This is a genomic window from Acidovorax sp. 62, from assembly GCF_002754495.1.
Taxonomy (GTDB): Bacteria; Pseudomonadota; Gammaproteobacteria; order Burkholderiales; family Burkholderiaceae_C; genus Acidovorax.
On the sequence record NZ_PEFJ01000001.1, the window covers coordinates 473361 to 494997 of the forward strand.

Sequence of the window (21637 nt, forward strand, 5' to 3'; positions counted from 1 at the left end):
CCTCAGGGGCGCCGCACGGCCTCGCCGCTGGAGTCCGACACCGGCAGGCCGGAGCTGGTGTTGAAGCCCGTGCCCACGCGGATGGAGCGTGGTGGCGAGAAGTCGCTTTGCAGGCCGGAGGGGTCCAGCACTTGGATGCGCACAAAGTAGGTGCCCGCAGCCAAGTCGGCTGCGGTCCATTGAGGTGCGTCCAGCGTGGTGTCCAGCGTGGGCTTGTCAAAGCCTATGTCGCGTGCCAATTGCAGTCGAAAGCGTTGCCCGGCCTGGGCCTGCCAGCGCAGGTTCACGGTGGTGTCCCCATCGCTGGCCTGCATGGACTGGGCCGAGAGGGTGGGGGGCTGCTGCGCCAGCACGAAGCTTTGGGCGGCCGCAAACGGGCCTTGGTCGGCCTGGCCCTGGGCCAGCTCACGCACGCTGGCTGCACGCCAGAAGTAGTTGCCCACGGGCAGCGAGGCGACCGAGAGCTTGCAGTTGTCCAGGCGGGCTTCGTCCAGCGCGGGCTGGGTGAAGGCCGCGTCTGCCGCCACCTGGATGCGGTACCAGCGCACGCCGGGCACCTGGGTGCACAGCAGCTGGCCACCGGCGTTGGACACCACGCCCGCTGCGGCGGGCTGCTGGTACAGCGGCGGCACCGGCTGGGTCTTGACGGTGAGCGGCTGGGTGGTTGGCAGGCCCGCAATGCCTGCCGCATCGACCGAGCGCACGGAGAGGTAGTACGGCCCATCTTCCAGCCCCGGCCAGCGCAACCGGCCGTTGGCAAAGGTGCCTGAGCGCAGCACCTGGGTCAGGTCTGCATCGCGCGCCACCACGGCCTGGTAGGCCGCGGCTTCGGGCTGCGGGGGCACATCCAGCGCCAGCAGGCCGGGCTCGTGCACGGCTTTGGGCAGGGTTTGCAGGTCGGGGGCGGGCAGCAGGGGGCGGGGGCTGCCCACCGTGCCGTCGGCCAGCACCGCCAGGCCTTGGCCGGGCTGCAGCAGGGCGGCTGGGGTGTTGCCGGGCACGGGGATTTCGCCGGTGCGCGACTGCACGGCCACGGCGCCTTGCAGCACTGCGGCCGTGGTTTTGCCGTCCTCACTCAGGGCCACGCCAAAACGGGTGCCGCGCACGCTGGTCACGGCACGGGGGGTGCGCACCTCAAAGCGTCGCAGCTTGTCGCTGCTGGGGGGGACGGTGGATTCGACGCTGCCGCGCTGGACCTCCAGCACCGACTGCACGGACCCTGCGCGGCCCCGGCGGCGCAGCTGGCGCAGTTGCACGTCCGACTGGGCATTCACCCGCACGATGGAGCCATCGGCCAGGCGCACGGCGACAAAGCCATCGGGCCCGACTTCCAGCTTGGTGCCTTCGGCCAAGGTGCTGCCTGCGGCCAGAGGGGCGCTGGCCGGTGCCGCGTTGCCAGCCTTTCCGTTGGGTGTGGGCGGCAGCGCTTTGACGTTGCCGTGCACAAACTCCACGCTGGCCGATTCCTCCGGTTGCAGGTCCACCGGAATCCACACCACCGAGCCTGGCTGCAGGTGCTTGGGGTCTTTGACCTTGTTGCGTGCCTGCAGGCGCGGCCACAGCTGGGGGGCGGCCAGGTAGCTTTGGGCCAGCCCTTCCAGCGTGTCGCCGGGTTGAATGGTGTGGGGTATTTCGTCGCCCCGCTCGGCCGCAAGGGCCGAGGGCGCGGCAAAGGCGCTGAGCGCCAGACCGGCCACCAACAAGGCAGAAGGCAGGCGTTGGAAGGGGGCACTGAGGTGCAAAAGAGACTCCTTGGTAGGGGCGGGCGGCAAGGGCTTCTGGACTGCGGTGCAAATAGCGGGAGAGGCGGGCGTGCGGCGGTTGGACTGCACCCCCTGCGGCACCATGGCCCGACGCAGGTTGTGAAACCCGCTTCTTTGAACAGGTTCTCAGGCCCTGCGCTCTTTCTCCACCGCTTCAAACCGATAGCCCACACCGTACACCGCCGTCACCATGAAACCATTGGCGGGTCGCAAATCCAGTTGCGTGCGCAGGCGGGAGATGTGGGTGTCCAGTGAACGGGACATCACATCGGGCACCTGGCCCCAGATGATTTCCTTGAGGTGATCGCGTGACAGCAGCCGCCCCATGTTTTGAAACAGGAACAGGGCCAGATCGTACTCGCGGTTTTTGAGCTCAACCGGCTTGCCGCTGATTTCAATCGAGCGCGATTCGGGGAAGAAGCGGTAGGGGCCGAACTCCAGCACTTCGTCTCGGGCGTCGGGGTAAGCGCGGCGCAGCAGGGCGCCCACGCGGGCACGCAGCTCGCCAATGCGCACGGGCTTGGTCATGAAGTCGTCGGCGCCGCTGCCCAGTCCTTCCACGATGTCACGCTCTTCCTGGCGGTGGGTCACGAACAGGATGGGCATTGGAGCATCCACATGTTCGCGCACCCAGCGCACCACCTCGGGGCCGGTGGTGTCGGGCAGGTGCCAGTCCACGATGAGCAGGTCAAACGTCTCGCGGCGCAGTTCGCGCAGCAGATCGGCTCCGGTCAGGTGGGTGTGACAGATGTGGCCCATGGCTTCCAGGGCCTGTTTGAAGAGATCGAGCTGAAGCGCGTCGTCGTCCAGCGCGGCTATGCGCATGGGTTGCCTGTCGGATAAGTCATGGCCCATTATTTCCGAGGCCCTGCCGTTTTCTCGCCCTGCCTGTGTAACAGGCGGGGTGAGTTGACGGTTGTTTACGTTTTGCGATTCTTGAATCTTGATGCCAGGTCAAGGGCGGTCAAGGGCGGCTGGCGGCGCCAGTGGTCTCGCCCCACTCCCGCAGCAGGCGCATGCCGACCAGGGTGTAGCGGGTCTCTGGGCTGTTCCAGTTGCGGTAGCTGCAGCGCGCATAAAACGCCCAGGTGTGCCATGAGCCACCCCGGCGCACCCGCACCGAGCCTGTGGCCGGGCCCTGCGGGTCGGTGGCGGGGGATTGGGCGTAGTAGCCCTCGTCATGCCAGTCGGCCACCCATTCCCACACATTGCCCAGCATGTCGTGCAGGCCAAAGGCGTTGGGCGGGTAGCTGCCCGCCGGGGCGGTGAAGGCATGGCCATCGCTGCCGGGCAGGGCGTGCTGCTGCCAGCGCGGCCACAGGGGGGCGGCCGTCTGGTCGAACACGTTGGCGTACTGGGTGAGCTGGGCCGGGTCGTTGCCGTGGGGGTAGCGGGTGCGGGTGTTGGCGCGGCAGGCGTATTCCCACTCGGCCTCGGTGGGCAGGCGGTAGCGCACGCCTTCGCGCTCGGTCAGCCAGCGGGCCAGGGCCTGGGCATCGTTCCAGGTGACATTGACCACGGGGTGTTCGTCGCTTTGCGCAAAGCCGGGCTGGGCCCAGCTGTAGCGGGGGGTGCGCCCCTCAAAGGCATCGCCACGCGCCGTGCTGGCGGGGTCGTACTGGGCGTTGTAGCCGTAGCCGCCCGTGCCATCGGCCACGGATTCGGGCTGGTAGCCAGACAGCTCCAGAAACCGGCGGAACTGCCCCACCGTGACCTCGTGCCGCCCCAGGTAAAACGGCTGGCTGATGCGCACTGGGTGCACCGGGGCTTCATCGGCCAGGGCCGTGAAGCGTGCGGCGCCCAGCAGCGGAAACGCCAGGGCGAGCTCGCCCGGGGCCTCGTCGCTGCCCATCCAGAAGCTGCCTGCGGGCACCGGCACAAACTCCATGCCGAGCGAGTTGGTCAATCGGGTGGCTGTTGGCTGGCTGGTCGCAGCAGGCGTGTGGTCCGTGGCGGGGGTGGTGGTGCAGGCGGCACAGGCCCAGGCCAGCCCACCGTAAAACCCCCATGCGATGAGGCGTTGCCAGAGGACGTGAGGGGTGGTCATGGTGTGCCGGGGTGAGGTGGGATGGTCAGCGCGCTGGTGCCTCGTTCACGCACTGGTAGGTCATGCGGGCGCCGTCGTTGCGCAGCAGTTTGTGGTGCAGACCTTGTCTGCGGCACTCGGCTTTGGCGGTGGCGTCTGCCCGGCCTGGTTCGTTGGCGTACACGGGCACGGTGAAGGTCCGGTCAGGTGCCGCAGGCTGGCCAGAGGAGCGGCTGGGCGCTGTGCTGCAGCCCCCCACCAGGGCCAGTGCGGCAATCAGCGGTGCAACATGAAAGGGTGCTTGCATGGTGGGCCTCAAGACGTGAAGGCCAGTGTAAGGCAAGGCGTCTGCGGCGTGCCTGGCCCTGGGGCGTGTAGCTGCGCGACGAGCGTTGGTCGCGCTTGCAGATGTGTTGGGGCTTGATGAAAAATAGCTTCTAGCGCTTGATTGGTAAGCGCTAGAAGCTATTGATTTGATAGCGTTTTGGATGGGCGGTGCTGTCGCCGCCACGCTTCAGGCGGCGTTGGCCTCTGCCAGGGCTTGCAGCGCGGCGCGCACGTCGGCTGGGTCCACACCGTCCACCGCAGGCAGCTTGGCGGCCAGGGTGCTCAGCGCGTCGGGCTGGCTTTGCAGCTGTGCAATCGCCTGGCCTGCTTCCTTGGGGGCATCAAAGCCCGTGCTTTGCAGCAGCAGGCGTCCATCGGCGGCCAGCAGCTTGAAGTAGAACTTGCCATCGGCCTCGCGGTATTGCTTGAACGACGGCAGGGCCACTTTGGCCGCCTTGGTGGCTTTGGCGGTGCTGGCTTGCGACAGGCTGCGCAGGCCCACGGCCGAGCGCAGTTCCTTGATGAACGGCGTGGCCAGGGTGCGGGCGCGTTCGGCGCCGGCCAGCAGGGTTTGCTCAATGCGCGCGGGGTCGTTGATCAGCGCGTCGTACTGCTCGCGCATGGGGGCAATCACCTGGTCCACCCGCTCCAGCAGCAGTTGCTTGGCGTCGCCCCAGGCAATGCCGTCGGCGTAGGCACGGCGCAGGGCCTCGGTTTCTTCGGCGCTGGCAAAGGCCTGGTAGATCTGGAACAAGGCGGAGCCTTCGGTGTCCTTGGGCTCACCGGGCGCGCGCGAGTCGGTCAGCAGGCTGCCGATGAGCTTCTTGAGCTGCTCGCGCGACGAGAACAGCGGGATGGTGTTGTTGTAGCTCTTGCTCATCTTGCGGCCGTCCAGCCCGGGCAGGGTGGCCACGTTGTCGTCAATGACGGCTTCGGGCAGCACAAAGTGCTCGCCATACAGGTGGTTGAAGCTGCTGGCCATGTCGCGCGCCATCTCGATGTGCTGCACCTGGTCGCGCCCCACGGGCACCTTGTGGGCTTTGAACATGAGGATGTCTGCACCCATGAGCACGGGGTACATGAACAGCCCGGCGGTCACGCCGTCGTCGGCTTCACGGCCGGCTTCGGTGTTCTTGTCTTGCGAGGCCTTGTAGGCATGCGCCCGGTTGAGCAAGCCCTTGCCCGTCACGCAGCTGAGCATCCAGTTCAACTCGGGGATTTCAGGGATGTCGGACTGGCGGTAGAAGGTGACGTGTTCGGGGTTCAGGCCCGCAGCCAGCCAGCTGGCCGCAATCTCCAGGGTAGAGCGCTGGATGCGCACGGGGTCCTCGCACTTGATGAGCGCGTGGTAGTCGGCCAGAAAGTAAAAGCTCTGTACGCCTGGACGCAGGCTGGCTTGCACCGAGGGGCGGATGGAGCCCACAAAGTTGCCCAGGTGGGGCGTGCCTGTGGTGGTGATGCCGGTCAGAAAACGGGTAGTGCTCATGAAGGGAAAAACGGGGTCAAAAAGGACAATGGGGTCTGGCGGCGGGGGGGCGGTGTGGTCTGCGCGCTCAGCGCAGCAATGCGTTGAGCGGGGACAGCACCAGGGCTTTGATCAGGTTCAGGCCCATGGTCATGAGGGGCGTCATCCAGAACTGCGAGACGATCTGGAAATAGACCAGGGCCATGACCACGAAAAAGCCGTAGGGCTCGACACGGGACAGTATTTGCGATGCCTTCCAGGGCAGCAGGCCGACCAGGATGCGCCCGCCATCCAATGGCGGCAGTGGAAACAGGTTGAACGCCCACATCGACAGGTTGACCAGCACGCCTGCGCGGGCCATGCCGATGAAAAATTCTTCCTCAACGCCCACACCAGCCAGCACTGCCCACAGGGCCGCCCAGGCCACGGCCTGCGCAAAGTTGGACGCTGGGCCCGCCAGGGCCACCCAGATCATGTCGCGCTTGGGGTTGCGCAAGGCGCCCACATTCACCGGCACAGGCCGGGCGTAGCCAAAAACAAAGGCCCCCGAGGTTGCGAAGAGCAGCAGCAGCGGCATCAGGATGGTGCCGACCGGGTCGATGTGCTTGACGGGGTTGAGGGTGATGCGTCCCAGCATGTACGCCGTGTTGTCGCCAAAGTGGCGCGCTGCGTAGCCGTGGGCCGCCTCGTGCACTGTGATGGCAAGCAGCACGGGCAGGGCGTAGATCAGGATGGTTTGGATGAGATTGGAGGTGTCCACGCGAAGATTGTCTCAGAAGGTGCCCGTGCCTCTGGCGTGCCCTGGCCTGCAGGCTTGTGTGGGCCCGGGGCTTTGCTCGCCACGGCGGCACGCTGCAGATTGTCTCGGATGTGCGACGACGATTGGTGCTCGCCAGCGCCAGACCGCGTTCGTGGGTACGATGCCGCAACACACTGCGGTGCCACCGCTGGCGGTTGCCAGCCGCGCGCACCGCAAAAAACCAAAGGACGGAGACAAAGACATGGGATTGGATCGACTGCGGATTGGAACGCTGCTGCTGCTGGGTTTTGGAACGGTGGCTTTGCTGGTGGCGGTGTTGGTGGGCGTGGTGTGGCTGGGCATGGGCCAGGCGGAAGACGCCTACCGCACGGCGGTGGCCTCGGTGTCGGGACTGGAGCAAGCGCAAAAGCTGCCCCTGCTGCGGGCCGCTGACCAGGCCCATGGCCTGCTGCAAAACGTGCGGGTGTGGCTGGTGGTGCTGGGCCTGGCAGTGTGTGTGGTGGCTGTGGTGGCGTTTGGCGTGCTGCGCAGCGCCATCGTGTCGCCGCTCAAGCAGGCCTTGCTGATTGCCGAGACCGTGGCGGCCGGGGATTTGAGCCAGGAGTTTTCGTCCGACCTGCATGGCGACTTTGGGCGTTTGCTCACGGCGCTTGGGTCCATGGAAGACACGCTGACCGAGCTGGTCACGGGCATCAAACAGTCTTCCGACTCCATCTCGGACGCCACCGGCGAAATTGACTCAGGCAACAGCGACCTGGCCCGGCGGACCCAGGACCAGGTGGCCTCGTTGGCCGACACGGCGGCCAGCATGTCGCAGCTGACGGTGACGGTGCGCGAAAACGCCGACCGCGCCCGTTCGGCCAGCACCCTGGCCGTGAATGCATCGCACATTGCCGAGCGCGGCGGCGCCGTGGTGGGCGATGTGGTGCAGACCATGGACGCCATCAGCAGCAGCTCGCGCAAGATCGTGGACATCATCCAGGTGATCGAGGGCATCGCGTTCCAGACCAACATCCTGGCCCTGAATGCGGCGGTGGAGGCCGCGCGGGCGGGTGAGCAGGGGCGCGGCTTTGCCGTGGTGGCCAGCGAAGTGCGCAGCCTGGCCCAGCGCAGTGCCGTGGCCGCACGCGAGATCAAGACGCTGATCAGCCAGTCGGTGGATCAGGTGGAAAACGGCTCCGGGCTGGTGGGCCGGGCGGGCGAGACCATGCAAGAGATCGTGCAGGCCGTGGGCCAGGTCACCACACTGCTGGGCGATATCTCGGGCGCGCTGCACGCGCAGACGGCGGGCATTGAGCATGTGAACCAGGCCGTGGCCCACATGGATGGCGCCACCCAGCAAAACGCGGCCTTGGTGGAGCAGGCGGCCAGCGCGGCCTCGGGCCTGGCGGGGCGGGCTCAGGAACTGCAGCGCGCAGTGGGCGCGTTCAAGCTGTAATTCGTTGGGGAGCGGGCGGCAGGTGCGCAGCCTGCCACTGTCCGCGCTCTCAAAGCCCCAGGGCTTGCAAGCTGCCCCGGCCTTCGCGCACCACTTCGGGGTCGCCGCCGGTGCCCATGGGGGTCAGGTCGATCACAGTGGTGGGCTCTAGCGGGCAGGCGCCAGCGTCCACGATGGCGTCCAGCACCTTTTCGTAGCGTTCGCGGATCTGCTCAGGGTCGTTCAGGGGCTCGCTCTCGCCCGCCGGGATGAAGGTGGTGGCCAGCAGTGGCGCGCCATGCAGCTCCAGCAGCAATTGCAGGCCCTTGCGGTCGGGCACGCGCAGGCCAATCGTTTTGCGTGAGGGGTGGCTCACCCGGCGGGGCACTTCCTTGGTGGCTTCCAGGATGAAGGTGTAAGGCCCCGGCGTGCCCAGCTTGAGCAAGCGGTACTGGCGGTTGTCCACCCGTGCATAGTTGGCCAGCTCAGACAGGTCGCGGCACAGCAGCGTCAGGTGGTGCTTGTCATCCACCTGGCGAATGCGTCGCAGGCGGTCCACGGCGTCCTTGTCGTCCAGGTGGCACACCAGGGCGTAGCTGGAGTCGGTGGGCACGGCCACAATGCCGCCTTTTTGCAGCAACGCGGCAGCCTGCTTGAGCAGGCGGGGCTGTGGGTTGTCGGGGTGAACTTCGAAGTATTGGGCCATGGCTTGGGTGTTCTGGGGCCCTCAGGCGGCGGGCCGCACGCGGTGGGCCAGCGTTTCCCAGACGGGCGTGAGGTGGCCCGGCAGCAGGGGCAGGGCGCCCAGGTCGGTGTGGGATTCGTCGGGGCTGTGGAAGTCGCTGCCGCGCGAGGCGGCCAGACCGAATTCCTGCGCCATGTCGGCATAGGTCAGGTACTCGGCGGCGCTGTGGCTGCCTGTGACCACCTCTACCCCCGTGCCGCCATGGGCCTTGAATTCGGAAAACAGCGCGTATTCCTCGGTGGCGGTGAACTTGTAGCGTGCGGGGTGCGCAATCACCGCCACGCCGCCAGCCTCGGTGATCCAGCGCACGGCATCGCCCAGGGTGGCCCAGCGGTGGGGCACGTAGCCGGGTTTGCCCTCGATCAGGTACTTGCGAAACACCTCGGCCGTGTCGCGGCAGACCTTGGTTTCGACCAGAAAGCGCGCAAAGTGGGTGCGTGAGATGAGTTCGGGGTTGCCCACAAACTGCAGCGCGCCTTCGTAGGCGCCTGCAATGCCCACCTGGGCCAATTGCGCCGCCATCTCCTGGGCGCGCTGGCCGCGTCCACCGCGTGTGGCGGCCAGCCCCTGGGCCAGGGCGGTGTTGTCTGGGTCAAACCCCAGGCCCACGATGTGCACCGTGGTGTCCGCAAAGGTGACAGAGATTTCGGTGCCTGTCAGATACGCTAGACCTTGGCTGTGCGCTGCAGCGGCCGCGCGGTGTTGGCCGCCAATTTCGTCGTGGTCGGTCAGGGCCCACAGCTCGACGCCATTGGCTTTGGCGCGGGCTGCGAGGTCTTCGGGCGTCAAAGTCCCGTCGGACACCACGGAGTGGCAGTGCAGATCAGCGTTGAGGTAGGTAGTCACGGTTTCATTCTACGGGTTTGCCCCAGACCACGAGGGTGGGATAGCTTCTATTATTTTGAATAAAATAAAACAAATGATAAATGTGATGCATCATGCCTCACTCTCGTTGCCTGGTGCCTGTGTGCAGCCCCAAGCCGTCTCTTTTTCTCAGCTCACCCACAAAAAATCATGAAATTCAACGACCTGCGTGTGGCCCACAAGATGTGGAGCGTGATCCTCGGTCTCTTGCTGCTGATGTTGGCGGCTGCTGTGAGCATCCAGCTGTACAGCCGCAGCGTGACCGACAAGACCGAGGCCCTGGTGGAGCGGTACGAAAGCGCCATCACCACGGCGGTGAGCTGGCGTGGCTTGGCGGAGCTGGCGGTGACGATGTCGATGTCTGGCTTCGTCACCACCGACGCCAAGCTCAAAGAAGACTTTGACGCCCGGGTGCCAGCGCTCACCGCCCGCATCACGCCGGTGCAGGAAAAGATCAACAAGTCGGCCATCTCGGACGCTGACAAGGCCGCGCTGGCCGCCGTGGCGGCTGCGCGTGCCGACGTGCGCGGCCAGGGCGACAAGATCAAAGAGCTGGTCGAGGCGGGGGACCCGGCAGCCAAGCAGAAATTCCTGGAGACCGTCTACCGCCCCAAGATTGCGCTGTACCTGGAGTCCATCGACAAGTTCGTGGCGCTGCAAGAGCGCCAGCGCGATGAGGCAGTGCAAGCGGCCAAGGCTGCCAGTACCAAGATGGTGTGGGTGGCTGGCGCCGTGGTGTTGGTTTTGATTTTGCTGGGCATGGGCTTGGCGGCCTTGCTGGTGCGCTCTGTCACGGGCCCGCTGCACCGTGCTGTAGACACCGCCAACGCCATCGCCGCAGGCGACCTCACCCGCGAGCTGCAATCGGGCCGCAAAGACGAACTCGGCCAAATGCTGCGCGCCCTCTCTGAGATGTCCACCCGCCTGCGCGGCGTGGTGAGCGAAGTGCGCCAGGGCGTGGACTCCGTCTCCAGCGCCTCGGTACAGATCGCCAACGGCAACCACGACCTCTCGGCCCGCACCGAACAAACCGCCGCCAACCTCGAAGAAACCGCATCGAGCATGGAAGAGCTCACAGCCACCGTCACCCAATCGGCCGACACCGCCCGCCAGGCCAACCAGCTCGCAGGCACCGCCGCCCAGGCCGCAGCCCGCGGCGGAGAAGTGGTGGGCCAGGTGGTCACCAGCATGCAGCAGATCACCGAAAGCAGCCGCAAGATCAGCGACATCATCGGCGTGATCGACGGCATCGCCTTCCAGACCAACATCCTGGCGCTGAACGCGGCCGTGGAAGCTGCCCGCGCAGGCGAGCAAGGCCGAGGCTTTGCCGTGGTGGCCAGCGAAGTACGCAGCCTGGCCGGGCGCAGCGCCGAAGCCGCCAAGGAAATCAAAACCCTCATCGGCAAATCGGTCGAAAACGTTGAAAGCGGCTCCGAACAAGTCACCCAGGCAGGCAAAAGCATGGACGAAATCGTCGCCAGCGTGCGCCGCGTGAGCGACCTCATTGGAGAAATCACCGCATCGTCCACCGAACAACGCGACGGCATCGGCCAAGTCAACCAAGCCGTGGCCAACCTGGACCAGATGACCCAGCAAAACGCCGCGCTGGTGGAAGAATCCACCGCAGCCGCTGCCTCCATGCGCGATCAGGCACAACGGCTGGCCGAAGTGGTCAGCGTCTTCAACGTGGGCGCCAGCACCCGCGCGAGCGCGCCTGCCCCGGCCCCCCGGCCTGCACCTGCCCAGCGCTTTGCCCCGGCCCCCGCCCGGGCCGCAGTGGCGGGCAGCAAGGCGGCGCCAGCGGCCAAGCTCACCAGCAGTGCCAAGGCGCCCGCCCCGGCCAAGGCCCCGTCGCCTGCGGCAGCGGCGGCCAAGGGCAATGACGATGAGTGGGAGAGCTTCTGAGGCAGTGTGGGGCAAGGGTTTGCTATTGAAGTGATAGCTGCTAGCGCTTGTAAATAAAGCGCTAGGGGGTGATTTGGCTTGAAGATTTACTTTGCTTGCCAATGAAAAAACCCTGGAAGAGCGATGCTGCCCTTCCAGGGTTTTTGTTTGAGGCACCCCACAGGGGGCGCGGCCTTGCGCATCCCTTCAGAGCTGTGCCCCTTCCACCAGAAACTGCACCTTGCGCTCCCCCTTCCACTCGTTCACGTCGAGGCGGAAGGCCAGCAGCACCCGCGCAGGCAGTTGCTCGGTGTGGCCGAACCAGATGGCGTCCACCGGGTTGCCCTGGTGGATGAGCTTGAGCGAGAGGTGGTTCTTGGCCTCGCCCACCAGGCGCTGGCTTAGCACCTGCACCTCTTCGCTGAAGGTGGGGGGTAGAAAGCCCTGGCCCCACACCTCGCGGTGCAGGGTGTCCACGATGTCGGCGCGGCAGTATTCGGGGGCCAGGGGACCGTCGGTTTCGATCTTGCGGGTGAGGGTGGCGGCGTCCAGCCATTCCTGCGCCACCTGCGCCAGGCCTTGCTCAAACACCTCGAAGTGCTCTTCGGCCACGGTACAGCCCGCCGCCATGGCGTGGCCGCCGAATTTGAGGAGGACGCCGGGGTGGCGCTTGGCCACCAGGTCCAGCGCGTCGCGCAGGTGAAAGCCGGGGATGGAGCGGCCTGAGCCCTTGAGTTCGTGCTCTTTGCCCGGCGCGCTGCTGGCGGCAAACACAAAGGTGGGGCGGTGCAGCTTGTCCTTGATGCGGCTGGCCACGATGCCGACCACGCCTTCGTGGAAGTCGGGGTCGAACACGCTGATGGCCGGGGGCGGTTCTTCGTCTTCCTGGAACAAACTCTCGGCCATCAGCATGGCTTGGTCGCGCATGCCGCTTTCAATATCTCGGCGCTCGCGGTTGATGCCGTCCAGCGTGGCGGCCAGCTCGGCGGCGCGGCCGGTGTCGTCGGTCAGCAGGCATTCGATGCCCAGCGTCATGTCGGCCAGGCGGCCTGCGGCGTTGATGCGTGGGCCCAGGGCAAAGCCAAAGTCGAACGTGGTGGCGGCAGGCGCCTTGCGGCCTGCGGCGGTGAACAGCGCGGCCACACCGGCAGGCATCTGGCCCATGCGAATGCGTTTGAGGCCCTGGGCGACCAGGCGGCGGTTGTTGGCATCGAGCTTGACCACGTCGGCCACCGTGCCCAGCGCCACCAGGGTGAGCAGCGGGTCGAGCTTGGGTTGCGTGGCGGCGTCGAAGACTCCGCGCGCCCGCAGCTCCGCACGCAGGGCCAGCAGCACGTAAAACATCACGCCCACCCCGGCCATGGACTTGCTCTCGAACGGGCAGCCGGGCTGGTTGGGGTTGACGATGGCATCGGCCGCAGGCAGCGCGGGGCCAGGCAGGTGGTGGTCGGTCACCAGCACCTGCAGGCCCAGGGCCTTGGCCTCGGCCACGCCTTCCACGCTGGCGATGCCGTTGTCCACGGTGATGAGCACATCGGCCCCGCGTTCGGCCACGCGGCGAGCGATGGGGGGGGTGAGGCCGTAGCCGTCGGTCACGCGGTCGGGCACGAGGTAGTCCACGTTTTTTGCACCTAGCATGCGCAGGCCGCGCACACCCACGGCGCAGGCGGTGGCGCCATCGCAGTCGTAGTCGGCCACGATGACCAGGCGCAGGTTCTGCGCCATGGCGTCGGCCAGCAGGCGGGCGGCGGCGTCAATGCCCTTCAGGCCTTTTTCGCCGCTGGGGGGGAGCAGGCGGGCAAGGCCGTCGTCCAGCTCGTCTTTGCTGTGTACGCCGCGCGCGGCGTACAGGCGCGCCAGCAGGGGGTGCACGCCCGCTTGCTCCAGTGCCCAGGCGGCGCGGGGGGGGATGTCTCTTGCTATTATTTTCATAGCTTTTCGCGCACGTCTTTCAAGCGCTGGGGGCTTAAAAGGCTTTGAATTTTTTGCAGCAGGCTGCGGGGCGCGGTGTGAAAGCTCTGCACGCCACGGTCGCCGCACAGGGTCAGGCGCACGGGGCGGCCTTGCTCGGCTTGCTGGCGCAGTTGGGCCAGGGGGCCTGCGTCCAGCGCTTGCCAAGCTGCGGCCCAGGCGCGCCAGTCTTCGCCCAGGGCCGGGGTTTGCAGGGAGGCGTCAATGTGTGGCGCGGCCGTTGCGGCGGGGGGGCTGGGCAACTGGCCCGCGCCGTGCACCCAGAAGGAATTGACGGTGGGCAGGCCCTGGCTGCTGCGCTCGTCGTTGAAGGCGTGGGTGTAGAGCAGCATCTGCATCTCGCTGAACAGGCGCTGCAGGGTGCGGGTGGCTTGTTTGTCGGTGCCCTGGGGCATCCAGGTGCGCACGTCGCGGCACAGCACGCGCTCCAGCGATGCGGTGGCCAGGCCCTGCAGGGGGGCGCCCTGGGCCAGCCAGCGGGTGGGCTGGTCGTAGGTGAGGGTGATGCCGTCTTCGGCAAACCAGGGCGCCACGATACCCAGCAGCGCGCGCGAGGCGGCTTCGTCCAGCGCCAGTTGGGCGGGGTCGCCCAGGGTGACGTGGTTGGTGCTGACCTGCCACTGGCAGGGGGTGATGAACGCCCAGGCGGTGCTGTCGGCGCCCAGGCCCTGCTGCACCCGGTGCCAGGCGGCCCAGGGGATGCGGCCGTCTTCGGTGGGCAGGCCCAGGCTGTGGGCCAGGGCCACTTCGGCGGGGCTGGAGTAGCTGTTTTCGTCGCCCCAGTGGGCGCGGGCGGTGTCGGGGGTGAGGCGGGCGAGCAGGGCGGCCAGATGGGGCAGCGCCAGGCTGTCCAGGGTTTGCTGGGCTCCATCGGCGGTGCTGGCCGCGCAGGGGATGAGCAAATGGTGGGGGTCTGACAGGTGCATAGGTGCCGGTATTGTCCGGGATGCCACAATCCGCGTCGCCCACTTCCCCCTACATTCCCCACGTCGCCCAGTTCGGGCGCAGTGGCGGGCGAAATTTCAGGTGACTATGCAACTTCCTTACGAACTGGCCTTGGGCTGGCGCTACACGCGCGCTGGCCGCGCCACGCGGCGCAATGGCTTTATCTCGTTCATCTCGGGCGTGTCCATGCTGGGCATTGCGCTGGGGGTGGCGGCGCTCATCATCGTGCTGAGCGTGATGAACGGCTTCCAAAAAGAGGTGCGCGACCGCATGCTGAGCGTGGTCTCGCACATCGAGATTTTTGCGCCCCACGGCGCAGCGCTGCCCGACCCAGCCCGCACGCTGGCTGAGGCGCAGCAAAACCCTGCCGTCATCGGCGCAGCCCCCTTTGTGGCTGCACAGGCGCTGCTGGCGCGCGGCGAGGACATGAAGGGCACCTTGGTGCGTGGCATTGACCCAGACAAGGAAGGCGCCGTGACCGACCTGGCCGCCACGAATGCCGACGTGCTCAAGCAACTGGTGCCGGGCGCGTTCCATGTGGTGCTGGGGCGTGAGCTGGCCCGTTCGCTGGGCGCGCGTGTGGGCGATGCCGTCACGCTGATCGCACCGGCCGGGCAGGTCACGCCTGCGGGCGTGGTGCCCCGCCTCAAGCAGATGACGGTGGTGGGCACGTTCGATTCGGGCCACTACGAGTACGACTCGGCCCTGGTCATGCTGCACCACGAAGACGCCCAGCGCATCTTCCGCCTCGAAGGCCCCACGGGCGTGCGCCTGAAGCTCAAGGACCTGCACCAGGCCCGCGAGGTGGCGCAGCAGCTGGTGGGCAGTCTGAGTGGCGACCTGCTGATCCGCGACTGGACGCAGCAAAACCGCACCTGGTTTGCCGCCGTGCAGCTGGAAAAACGCATGATGTTCATCATCCTCACGCTGATCGTGGCGGTGGCCGCGTTCAACCTGGTGAGCACGCTGGTGATGACGGTGACGGACAAGCGCGCCGACATCGCCATCCTGCGCACGCTGGGCGCCAGCCCCAAAAGCATCATGGGCATCTTTGTGGTGCAGGGCGCCATGGTGGGCGTGATCGGCACCTGCGTGGGCCTGCTGCTGGGCCTGGGTATTGCCGCCAACATCGATGTGATCGTCCCGGCCATTGAGCGGGCGCTGAACGCCAGCTTCCTGCCCAAGGACATTTACCTCATCAGCAAGATGCCGAGCGAGCCGCAGGCCAGCGACATCGTGCCCATCGGCGTCATTTCCTTGGTGCTGGCCTTTGTGGCCACGCTGTACCCCAGCTGGCGCGCCAGCCGCGTCAATCCCGCAGAGGCTCTTCGCTATGAATGAGAAACACCCCCTGAGGCGCTTCGCGCCTTCCCCCTCTCTGGCCTCGCTGCGCGATGCCGGAGGAGGACGCAGCCAGCGCCCGCAAGTGGAACGCCGCATCCGCGACGGGGCGGCCCTTGCGCGGCTGCCCTGGCCTTGCGAGCGCCAGTTTCATGCCATGGATAACTGAGATGAATGCATTGAAAAACGACGTGGTGCTCGAAGCCAAGGGCCTGACCAAGCGCTTCACCGAAGGCCGCCTGGATGTCACGGTGCTGCACGGTGTGGACCTGCAGATCCGTGCGGGGGAGGCGTTGGCCATCGTCGGCGCTTCGGGCTCCGGCAAAAGCACGCTGCTGCACCTGTTGGGCGGGCTGGATGCGCCCACGGCAGGCTCGGTGCGGCTCAAGGGCTCGGAGTTGTCCACCCTCTCGCCCGAGCGGCAGGGCCAGTTGCGCAACCAGCACCTGGGCTTTATCTACCAGTTCCACCACCTGCTGCCCGAGTTCAGCGCGCTCGACAACGTGGCCATGCCGCTGCGCATTCGCCGCCTGCCGCTGGCGCAGTGCCATGCCGAGGCGGCGCGCGTGCTCACCGCCGTGGGCTTGAAGGATCGTCTGCAGCACCGCCCGGCCGAGCTGTCCGGCGGCGAGCGCCAGCGCGTGGCCATCGCCCGCGCCCTGGTCACCCGCCCCGCGTGCGTGCTGGCCGATGAGCCCACCGGCAACCTGGACCGCAACACCGCCGATGGCGTGTTTGACCTGATGCTGCAACTCGCCCGCGACCAAGGCACGGCGTTTGTGATGGTGACGCACGACGAATCGCTGGCGGCGCGCTGCCACCGGGTGGTGCGGTTGGTGCAAGGGCGGCTGTCCGAACCCTCTGCTTAAAAGCGGTTGACGGATTCCCTGCGGGATCGTCAACAGGCTCCTGGCTATAGGCGTCCGTGTATAGGCGCCCGTGGCTTTGTGCCCACGGGCGTCTCTCATTTTGGGCTCGCACCAGACAACCGGCCGTATTTGGGTTGTTTTGTTACAGAACGTGTGCAAAATGAGGCATCTGCTGGCGCAGCCCCCCGCGCGCCGAGCCGCCGCCGCCCAGCACCGGGCATGAAGGAGGGAAAGGGTTACCGATGGAGGGTTCCTTGCCAAGCCAGACCCAGGACCAGACCGAGAACCGGGAAGAGGCCCGGCGGCTGGCCGCATTGCGCGACCTGATGGTGTTGGACTCCCCGCCCGAACCCCTGTTTGATTCCATCACCCGCATGGCCGCCGAGGTGTGCGGTGTGCCCATCGCGCTGATCAGTCTGGTGGACGAGCGCCGCCAATGGTTCAAGGCCAATGTGGGACTGCGGGGCTTGAGCGAAACGCCGCGTGAAGTCGCGTTGTGTGACCACACCATTCGCAGCGCTGAGCTGCTGGAGGTGGAAGACACCACGCAAGACCAGCGTTTTGCCCGCAACCCCCTGGTGGTGGATGGGCCCCATATCCGCTTTTACGCTGGCGCCCCGTTGCATGCCCCGGGTGGCGAGCGGGTGGGCACGCTGTGCGTGATCGACCGGCAGGTGCGCCAGCTCAGCGCCCAGCAGCGCGCCAGCCTGCAGTCGCTGTCGCAACTGGCCTCGCAGGCGCTGACCATGCGCCGTGATCTGCTCACCCGCGCCTTCAGCGTGCGTCACGATTACGAGAAGGCCCTGTCTGAGAGCGAGGCCCGCTACCGGACCATGGTGGAGGGGCAGGGCGAGATGGTGTCCTTGTCCTGGCCCGACGGCGAAATTTTTTATGCGAACCCTGCCTACGCCAGGCTGTCAGGCCTGGAGGGCCAAAGCGTGGTCGGCCGCAATCTCTACGATTTTGTGCTGCCCGCAGACCGCGAGGTCTTGCGCCAGCGGCTGGCCGAGCTGTTTCGCACAGGCCAATCCTGCGTTGGCGAAGACCGCATCGTGTGTGCGGCCCAGGATGGGGGGGAGCGCTGGGTCTCCTGGATCAACAGCCTGTTGCACGACCCCCAGGGGCGCCCCTACCTGCACTCGGTGGGGCGAGATATCTCCGCCCAGAAGGAAGCTGCCCGTGCCTTGCGGGCCAGCGAGCAGTTGCTGGCCCGCATCGGCAACGTGGCGGGCGTGGGCGGGTGGGAGCGCGATTTGGTCACCGGCCATTCGGCCTGGACGGTGCAGATGCAGCGCATCCACGAAACCGAGCCGGGCGTGGTGCCCGCCATGCGGGATGCCCTGGATTTTTACGAGCCCCATGCGCGCCCGTTGATCCACAAGGCGGTGGCGCGTGCCGTCCAGACCGGCGAGCCGTGGGACCTGGAGCTGCCCGCCGTCACCGCCAAGGGCAAGCGCCTGTGGCTGCGCTCGTTTGGCGAGGCAGAGCGGCGCGACGGCGTCACCGTGCGCCTGGTGGGGGCGGTGCAAGACATCACCCAGCGTGTGCAGGCCGAGCGTGCGCGGCGCATGCTGTCCGACATCATTGAGAGCACCTCCGACTTTGTGGTGCAGGCCTCGGTGCAGGGTGAAATCACCTACCTCAACCCCGCTGCAAGGGCCCTGCTGGGGTTGGCGCCCGAGGTGCCAGCGTCCAGCGTGCAGCTCTCCCAATTGCTGCCGCCCGACATGCTGCAGCTGCATGCCGAGGTGGTGGTGCCCGAGGTGCAGCGCAACAGCCTGTGGACGGGCGAGATCACGGTGTGCGGCGCAGGCGGGCGTTTGCTGCCGGTGAGCCACATGGTGATCGGGCACCGTGACCTGCAGGGCAAGCTGGAGCACTTGTCCGGGGTGATGCGCGACATCTCGCACGCCGAGCAGGCCCGCCAGGAGCTGCTGCGCCAGACCAACACCTTGCGCTCGGTGACCGAGGTGGTGCCTGCCCAAGTGGCCGTGGTGGGCGCCGATTTGCGCTACCGCTTCATCAACAGCGCCTTTGAGCGCTGGCATGGCAAGCGGCGCGACGAGGTGGTGGGCCATTTGCTGCAAGAGGTGCTGGGCGAGGCCGAGCACCAGCGCAGCCTGCCCATGGTGCAGCGCGTGCTGGCGGGAGAGACGGTCACCTTTGAAAAAGACTATGCGCACCGTGCGCCTGCGAGCCACCTGTCCATCCACTACATGCCCCTGCGCACCGAGTCGGGCGAGGTCGATGGCTTTGTGGCCATGGCCCAGGACATTACCGAGCACCGCCAAGAAGCCGGGCGGCTGCTGGCCCTGTCGCAGCGCGACCCCCTCACGGGCCTGCTCAACCGAGCCGGGCTGGACGCCTACATGCAGCGCAGCCTGGCCCAGGGCGGCGGTGCCCACATGGCGCTGTTGTACATTGATCTGGACTATTTCAAGCCCGTGAACGACACCTACGGCCACCCCGTGGGGGATGAGCTGCTCAAGCTGTTTGCACAGCGCCTGCGCTCGCTGGTGCGCCCGCGCGATGCGGTGGCCCGCCTGGGCGGCGATGAGTTTGCCGTGGTGCTGGAGCAGGTGCGCGAGCTGGACCACGCCCGCACCGTGGCCGCCAAGATCGTGGAGGCGGCCCAGGCGCCTTTCGAGCTGCAGGCTGCCACCGTCTTTGTGGGCGCCAGCGTGGGGCTGGCGTTTGGCGTGGACCCCGCCAAAGGCGCCACAGACCTGATCGCCCGTGCCGACGCCAAGCTCTACCTGGCCAAGCGCAACGGGCGCGGGCGCTTCGAGGGGCCACCTGGGGAGGCGTGAGCGCCCTTGGGGCATCATGCCGCCATGACTTTCTGGATAGACACCCACGCCCATCTGGACGCCCCCGAGTTGGCGCACGACGCAGACGCGGTGCGCCAGCACGCTGCGCAGGCCGGGGTGGCGCACTGCGTGCTGCCCGCCGTGGAGCGCAGCAACTGGGACACCGTGCGCCTGCTGGCCCACCGGCATGGTGACAGCTACGCCCTGGGCATTCACCCCCTGTACACCGGCCGTGCGCAGGACGAAGACCTGCAACACCTGGCCGATGCCCTGCAGCGGCACCGCAGCGATCCGCGTTTGGTGGCAGTGGGCGAGATCGGGCTCGACTTCTTTGTGCCGGGGCTGGACAACGCGCGCCAGCAGCGCTTTTACCGCGCGCAACTGGTGCTGGCGCGGCAACTGGATCTGCCGGTGATTCTGCATGTGCGCCGCTCGGCCGACTTGCTGCTCAAAGCACTGCGCGAGGTGAAGGTGCGCGGGGGCATCGCGCACGCCTTCAATGGCAGCTTGCAGCAGGCACAGGCTTTCATCGATCTGGGCTTCAAGCTGGGGTTTGGCGGCGCCGTGACGTACGACCGGGCCCTGCAGCTGCGCCGCCTGGCGGCCGAGTTGCCACTGGACAGCCTGGTGATGGAGACCGATGCCCCCGACATACCGCCCCACTGGCTGTACACCACCGCTGCGCAGCGCGCACAGGGCCAGGCCCAGGGGCGCAACACCCCCGCCGAGCTGCCCCGCATTGCACAGGTGGTGGCCCAGCTGCGCGGCATGGCGCTGCCAGAGCTGGCGCAGGCGACCACCGCCAACGCCTGTGCCGCCTTGCCGGGGCTGTCTTTGGTTTTCATAAAAAAATGGCTCTAGCGCTTTACCCATAAGCGCTGGCAGCTACGGTTTTGGTAGCGTTTCAAGAGCGGACACCGGCGGGATACATTCCAGATACGTGAGCGCATCACAATGCCGGGCATGAAAAAGATGGAGGGCGGTGTGCCCGTGACAGCCCCCAAATCCCCAGGTTTCGCCGATCTCCCCCAATCCCTCGCAGCCCCCTCGTTGGCGCCCCCAGGCGCGCCCACCCGGCTGGTGGGGTTGCCGCCGGTGGTGTCGGGCCGCACGGTGGTGTTGATACTGGGCAGCTTCCCAGGGGCGGCGTCACTCAAGGCGCAGCAGTATTACGGCCACCCGCAGAACCACTTTTGGCGCATTTTGCAAAGCCTGTGGCCCCAGCACCCGCTGCCGCCTGTGGGGCCGCAGCACTATGCCCAGCGCTGTGCCTGGCTGCTGGAGCGTCGCCTGGGTGTGTGGGATGTGTACGCGAGCTGTGAGCGCGAGGGCAGCCTGGACACCAGCATCCGCCGCGCGGTGGTCAATGATTTTGCGCAGTTGCTGCGCGAATGCCCCGCGCTGCGCGCCATCGCCCACAATGGCGGGGAAAGCTTCAAGCACAGTGCGGCGGTGCGCCAGCAGTGGGCGGGTGTGCATGCCGATGCCCAGGTGCAGTCGGCCCTTCTGCCCTCTACCAGCCCGGCCAACGCCTCTTGGAGCTTTGAACGTAAACAGACCGCGTGGGCCCAGTTGATGGCCGCGCACGGATTGCTTTGAACCCATGACCCGCAAAAAAAATACCCTCCCCGAGCTGCCAGAAGTCAGCGTCTCTGACGATGGCGAAGTGCGCCACCTGCACCTGGGCACGCCCTGGATCCAGGGCTCCATGCGTGTGGACGACCCCTTTGTGCTCGAGCTGGAATACGTGCAGCGCATGATGGCTTGGTTGCTGTTTGTGGAGCCCACCTCCGTCACCAAGCGCCACGCTATGCAGCTGGGCCTGGGGGCCGGGGCCATCACCAAGTTTTGCCACAAAAAGCTGCGCCTGTGCGCCACCGCCATCGAGCTGAACCCGCAGGTGCTGGCCGTGTGCCGCCAGTGGTTCAAGCTGCCGCCCGATGGCGCCAAGCTGCGCGTGGTGCTGGCCGATGCGGCCGAGGAAATCAAGAACCCCATGTGGCTGGGCACGGTGGACGCACTGGCGGTGGACCTGTACGACCACGAGGCCGCAGCCCCGGTGCTCGACAGCCCCGACTTTTACGCCGACTGCCGCGCGCTGCTGTCGGACGATGGCTGCATGACGGTAAACCTGTTCGGCCGCTCGTCGAGCTATGAGCGCAGCCTTAAAAGCATGGCCAGCGCGTTTGGCGAAGACGCACTGTGGGCCTTCAAGCCCACCCGCGAGGGCAACACCGTGGTGCTGGCGCAGCGCACCCCCTCGCGCCCCAAGCGTGCCGAGCTGATGGCCCGTGCCGAGGTGGTGCAAGAGCGCTGGGGCCTGCCCGCCACCAAGTGGGTGCGCGTGTTCAAACCCGTTGCGGCATAGCGGGTCGGATGGGGCTGGTGGTCCCTGGGCCTTTTTGATTTCTCCGGTTTTCTTTCGGTCTCTTCTGGTCTCTTTTGGTCTT

At 66.8% G+C, this 21637-nt stretch carries 19 protein-coding genes; 9 read left to right on the forward strand and 10 right to left on the reverse strand.

The features are described 5' to 3' along the window. Positions 1 to 2: 2 nt before the first annotated feature. From CLU86_RS02170 to CLU86_RS02195, 6 genes are all read right to left on the reverse strand, one after another. Positions 3 to 1742, reverse strand: coding sequence for a FecR domain-containing protein (locus tag CLU86_RS02170; protein WP_233194734.1), 1740 nt, complete (start codon positions 1740 to 1742; stop codon positions 3 to 5). Positions 1743 to 1889: 147 nt separating this feature from the next. After that, positions 1890 to 2588 (reverse strand): response regulator transcription factor, encoded by a 699-nt coding sequence (locus CLU86_RS02175; RefSeq protein WP_099740436.1) that lies wholly within the window; start codon positions 2586 to 2588, stop codon positions 1890 to 1892. 139 nt (positions 2589 to 2727) lie between these two features. Then, a complete protein-coding gene (locus tag CLU86_RS02180) occupies positions 2728 to 3651 on the reverse strand; it encodes a formylglycine-generating enzyme family protein (protein WP_233195187.1) in 924 nt (307 codons plus the stop codon). A 184-nt stretch (positions 3652 to 3835) separates the two neighbouring features. Beyond that, a complete protein-coding gene (locus CLU86_RS02185; protein ID WP_099740438.1) occupies positions 3836 to 4096 on the reverse strand; it encodes a hypothetical protein in 261 nt (86 codons plus the stop codon). 207 nt (positions 4097 to 4303) lie between these two features. Continuing rightward, entirely contained in the window at positions 4304 to 5602 is a 1299-nt protein-coding gene (locus tag CLU86_RS02190) for a tryptophan--tRNA ligase (protein WP_099740439.1), read from the reverse strand. Between the two features lie 67 nt (positions 5603 to 5669). Then, positions 5670 to 6341 carry a site-2 protease family protein gene (locus CLU86_RS02195; protein ID WP_099740440.1) on the reverse strand — a complete coding sequence of 224 codons (672 nt, stop codon included), beginning with the start codon at positions 6339 to 6341 and terminating at the stop codon, positions 5670 to 5672. Positions 6342 to 6582: 241 nt separating this feature from the next. Here CLU86_RS02195 and CLU86_RS02200 point away from each other — a divergent pair, with 241 nt between their 5' ends. Next, entirely contained in the window at positions 6583 to 7779 is a 1197-nt protein-coding gene (locus tag CLU86_RS02200) for a methyl-accepting chemotaxis protein (protein ID WP_099743226.1), read from the forward strand. A 49-nt stretch (positions 7780 to 7828) separates the two neighbouring features. Here the strand turns inward: CLU86_RS02200 and CLU86_RS02205 are convergent, their stop codons facing one another. Together CLU86_RS02205 and CLU86_RS02210 are read right to left on the reverse strand one after the other, a co-directional pair. Beyond that, positions 7829 to 8464, reverse strand: a complete 636-nt coding sequence (locus tag CLU86_RS02205) for an L-threonylcarbamoyladenylate synthase (RefSeq protein WP_099740441.1) — start codon at positions 8462 to 8464, stop codon at positions 7829 to 7831. A gap of 21 nt (positions 8465 to 8485) precedes the next feature. After that, complete coding sequence (locus CLU86_RS02210; protein ID WP_099740442.1) at positions 8486 to 9349, reverse strand: 3',5'-nucleoside bisphosphate phosphatase; 864 nt, start codon at positions 9347 to 9349, stop codon at positions 8486 to 8488. 168 nt (positions 9350 to 9517) lie between these two features. Between CLU86_RS02210 and CLU86_RS02215 the strand changes: the two genes are divergently transcribed. Further along, positions 9518 to 11272: a methyl-accepting chemotaxis protein gene (locus CLU86_RS02215; RefSeq protein WP_099740443.1), complete on the forward strand. Its 1755-nt coding sequence runs from the start codon at positions 9518 to 9520 to the stop codon at positions 11270 to 11272. 186 nt (positions 11273 to 11458) lie between these two features. On the opposite strand, the gene recJ is transcribed toward CLU86_RS02215, so the two are convergent. Continuing rightward, positions 11459 to 13183: a single-stranded-DNA-specific exonuclease RecJ gene (recJ, locus tag CLU86_RS02220; RefSeq protein ID WP_099740444.1), complete on the reverse strand. Its 1725-nt coding sequence runs from the start codon at positions 13181 to 13183 to the stop codon at positions 11459 to 11461. Then, on the reverse strand, positions 13180 to 14142 hold the full coding sequence (locus CLU86_RS02225; RefSeq protein WP_099743227.1) for a phosphoglycerate mutase: 963 nt from the start codon (positions 14140 to 14142) through the stop codon (positions 13180 to 13182). Before CLU86_RS02225 ends, recJ begins: the two co-directional genes overlap by 4 nt. A 112-nt stretch (positions 14143 to 14254) precedes the next feature. Between CLU86_RS02225 and CLU86_RS02230 the strand changes: the two genes are divergently transcribed. The 7 genes from CLU86_RS02230 to CLU86_RS02255 all read left to right on the forward strand — a co-directional run bounded on the left by CLU86_RS02230 (position 14255) and on the right by CLU86_RS02255 (position 21555). Continuing rightward, positions 14255 to 15508, forward strand: a complete 1254-nt coding sequence (locus CLU86_RS02230) for a lipoprotein-releasing ABC transporter permease subunit (protein WP_099658410.1) — start codon at positions 14255 to 14257, stop codon at positions 15506 to 15508. Next, a complete protein-coding gene (locus CLU86_RS22755) occupies positions 15501 to 15677 on the forward strand; it encodes a hypothetical protein (protein ID WP_158236289.1) in 177 nt (58 codons plus the stop codon). Before CLU86_RS02230 ends, CLU86_RS22755 begins: the two co-directional genes overlap by 8 nt. Position 15678: 1 nt before the next feature. After that, positions 15679 to 16377 carry a lipoprotein-releasing ABC transporter ATP-binding protein LolD gene (gene lolD, locus CLU86_RS02235; protein ID WP_099740445.1) on the forward strand — a complete coding sequence of 233 codons (699 nt, stop codon included), beginning with the start codon at positions 15679 to 15681 and terminating at the stop codon, positions 16375 to 16377. A gap of 254 nt (positions 16378 to 16631) precedes the next feature. Beyond that, positions 16632 to 19187, forward strand: coding sequence for a PAS domain S-box protein (locus CLU86_RS02240; RefSeq protein WP_233194735.1), 2556 nt, complete (start codon positions 16632 to 16634; stop codon positions 19185 to 19187). 24 nt (positions 19188 to 19211) lie between these two features. Then, positions 19212 to 20048 (forward strand): TatD family hydrolase, encoded by an 837-nt coding sequence (locus tag CLU86_RS02245; RefSeq protein ID WP_099740447.1) that lies wholly within the window; start codon positions 19212 to 19214, stop codon positions 20046 to 20048. A gap of 102 nt (positions 20049 to 20150) precedes the next feature. After that, positions 20151 to 20786: a DNA-deoxyinosine glycosylase gene (locus CLU86_RS02250; protein ID WP_369803871.1), complete on the forward strand. Its 636-nt coding sequence runs from the start codon at positions 20151 to 20153 to the stop codon at positions 20784 to 20786. Between the two features lie 4 nt (positions 20787 to 20790). Next, positions 20791 to 21555 (forward strand): spermidine synthase, encoded by a 765-nt coding sequence (locus tag CLU86_RS02255; RefSeq protein ID WP_099658413.1) that lies wholly within the window; start codon positions 20791 to 20793, stop codon positions 21553 to 21555. The last annotated feature ends 82 nt before the right edge of the window (positions 21556 to 21637 follow it).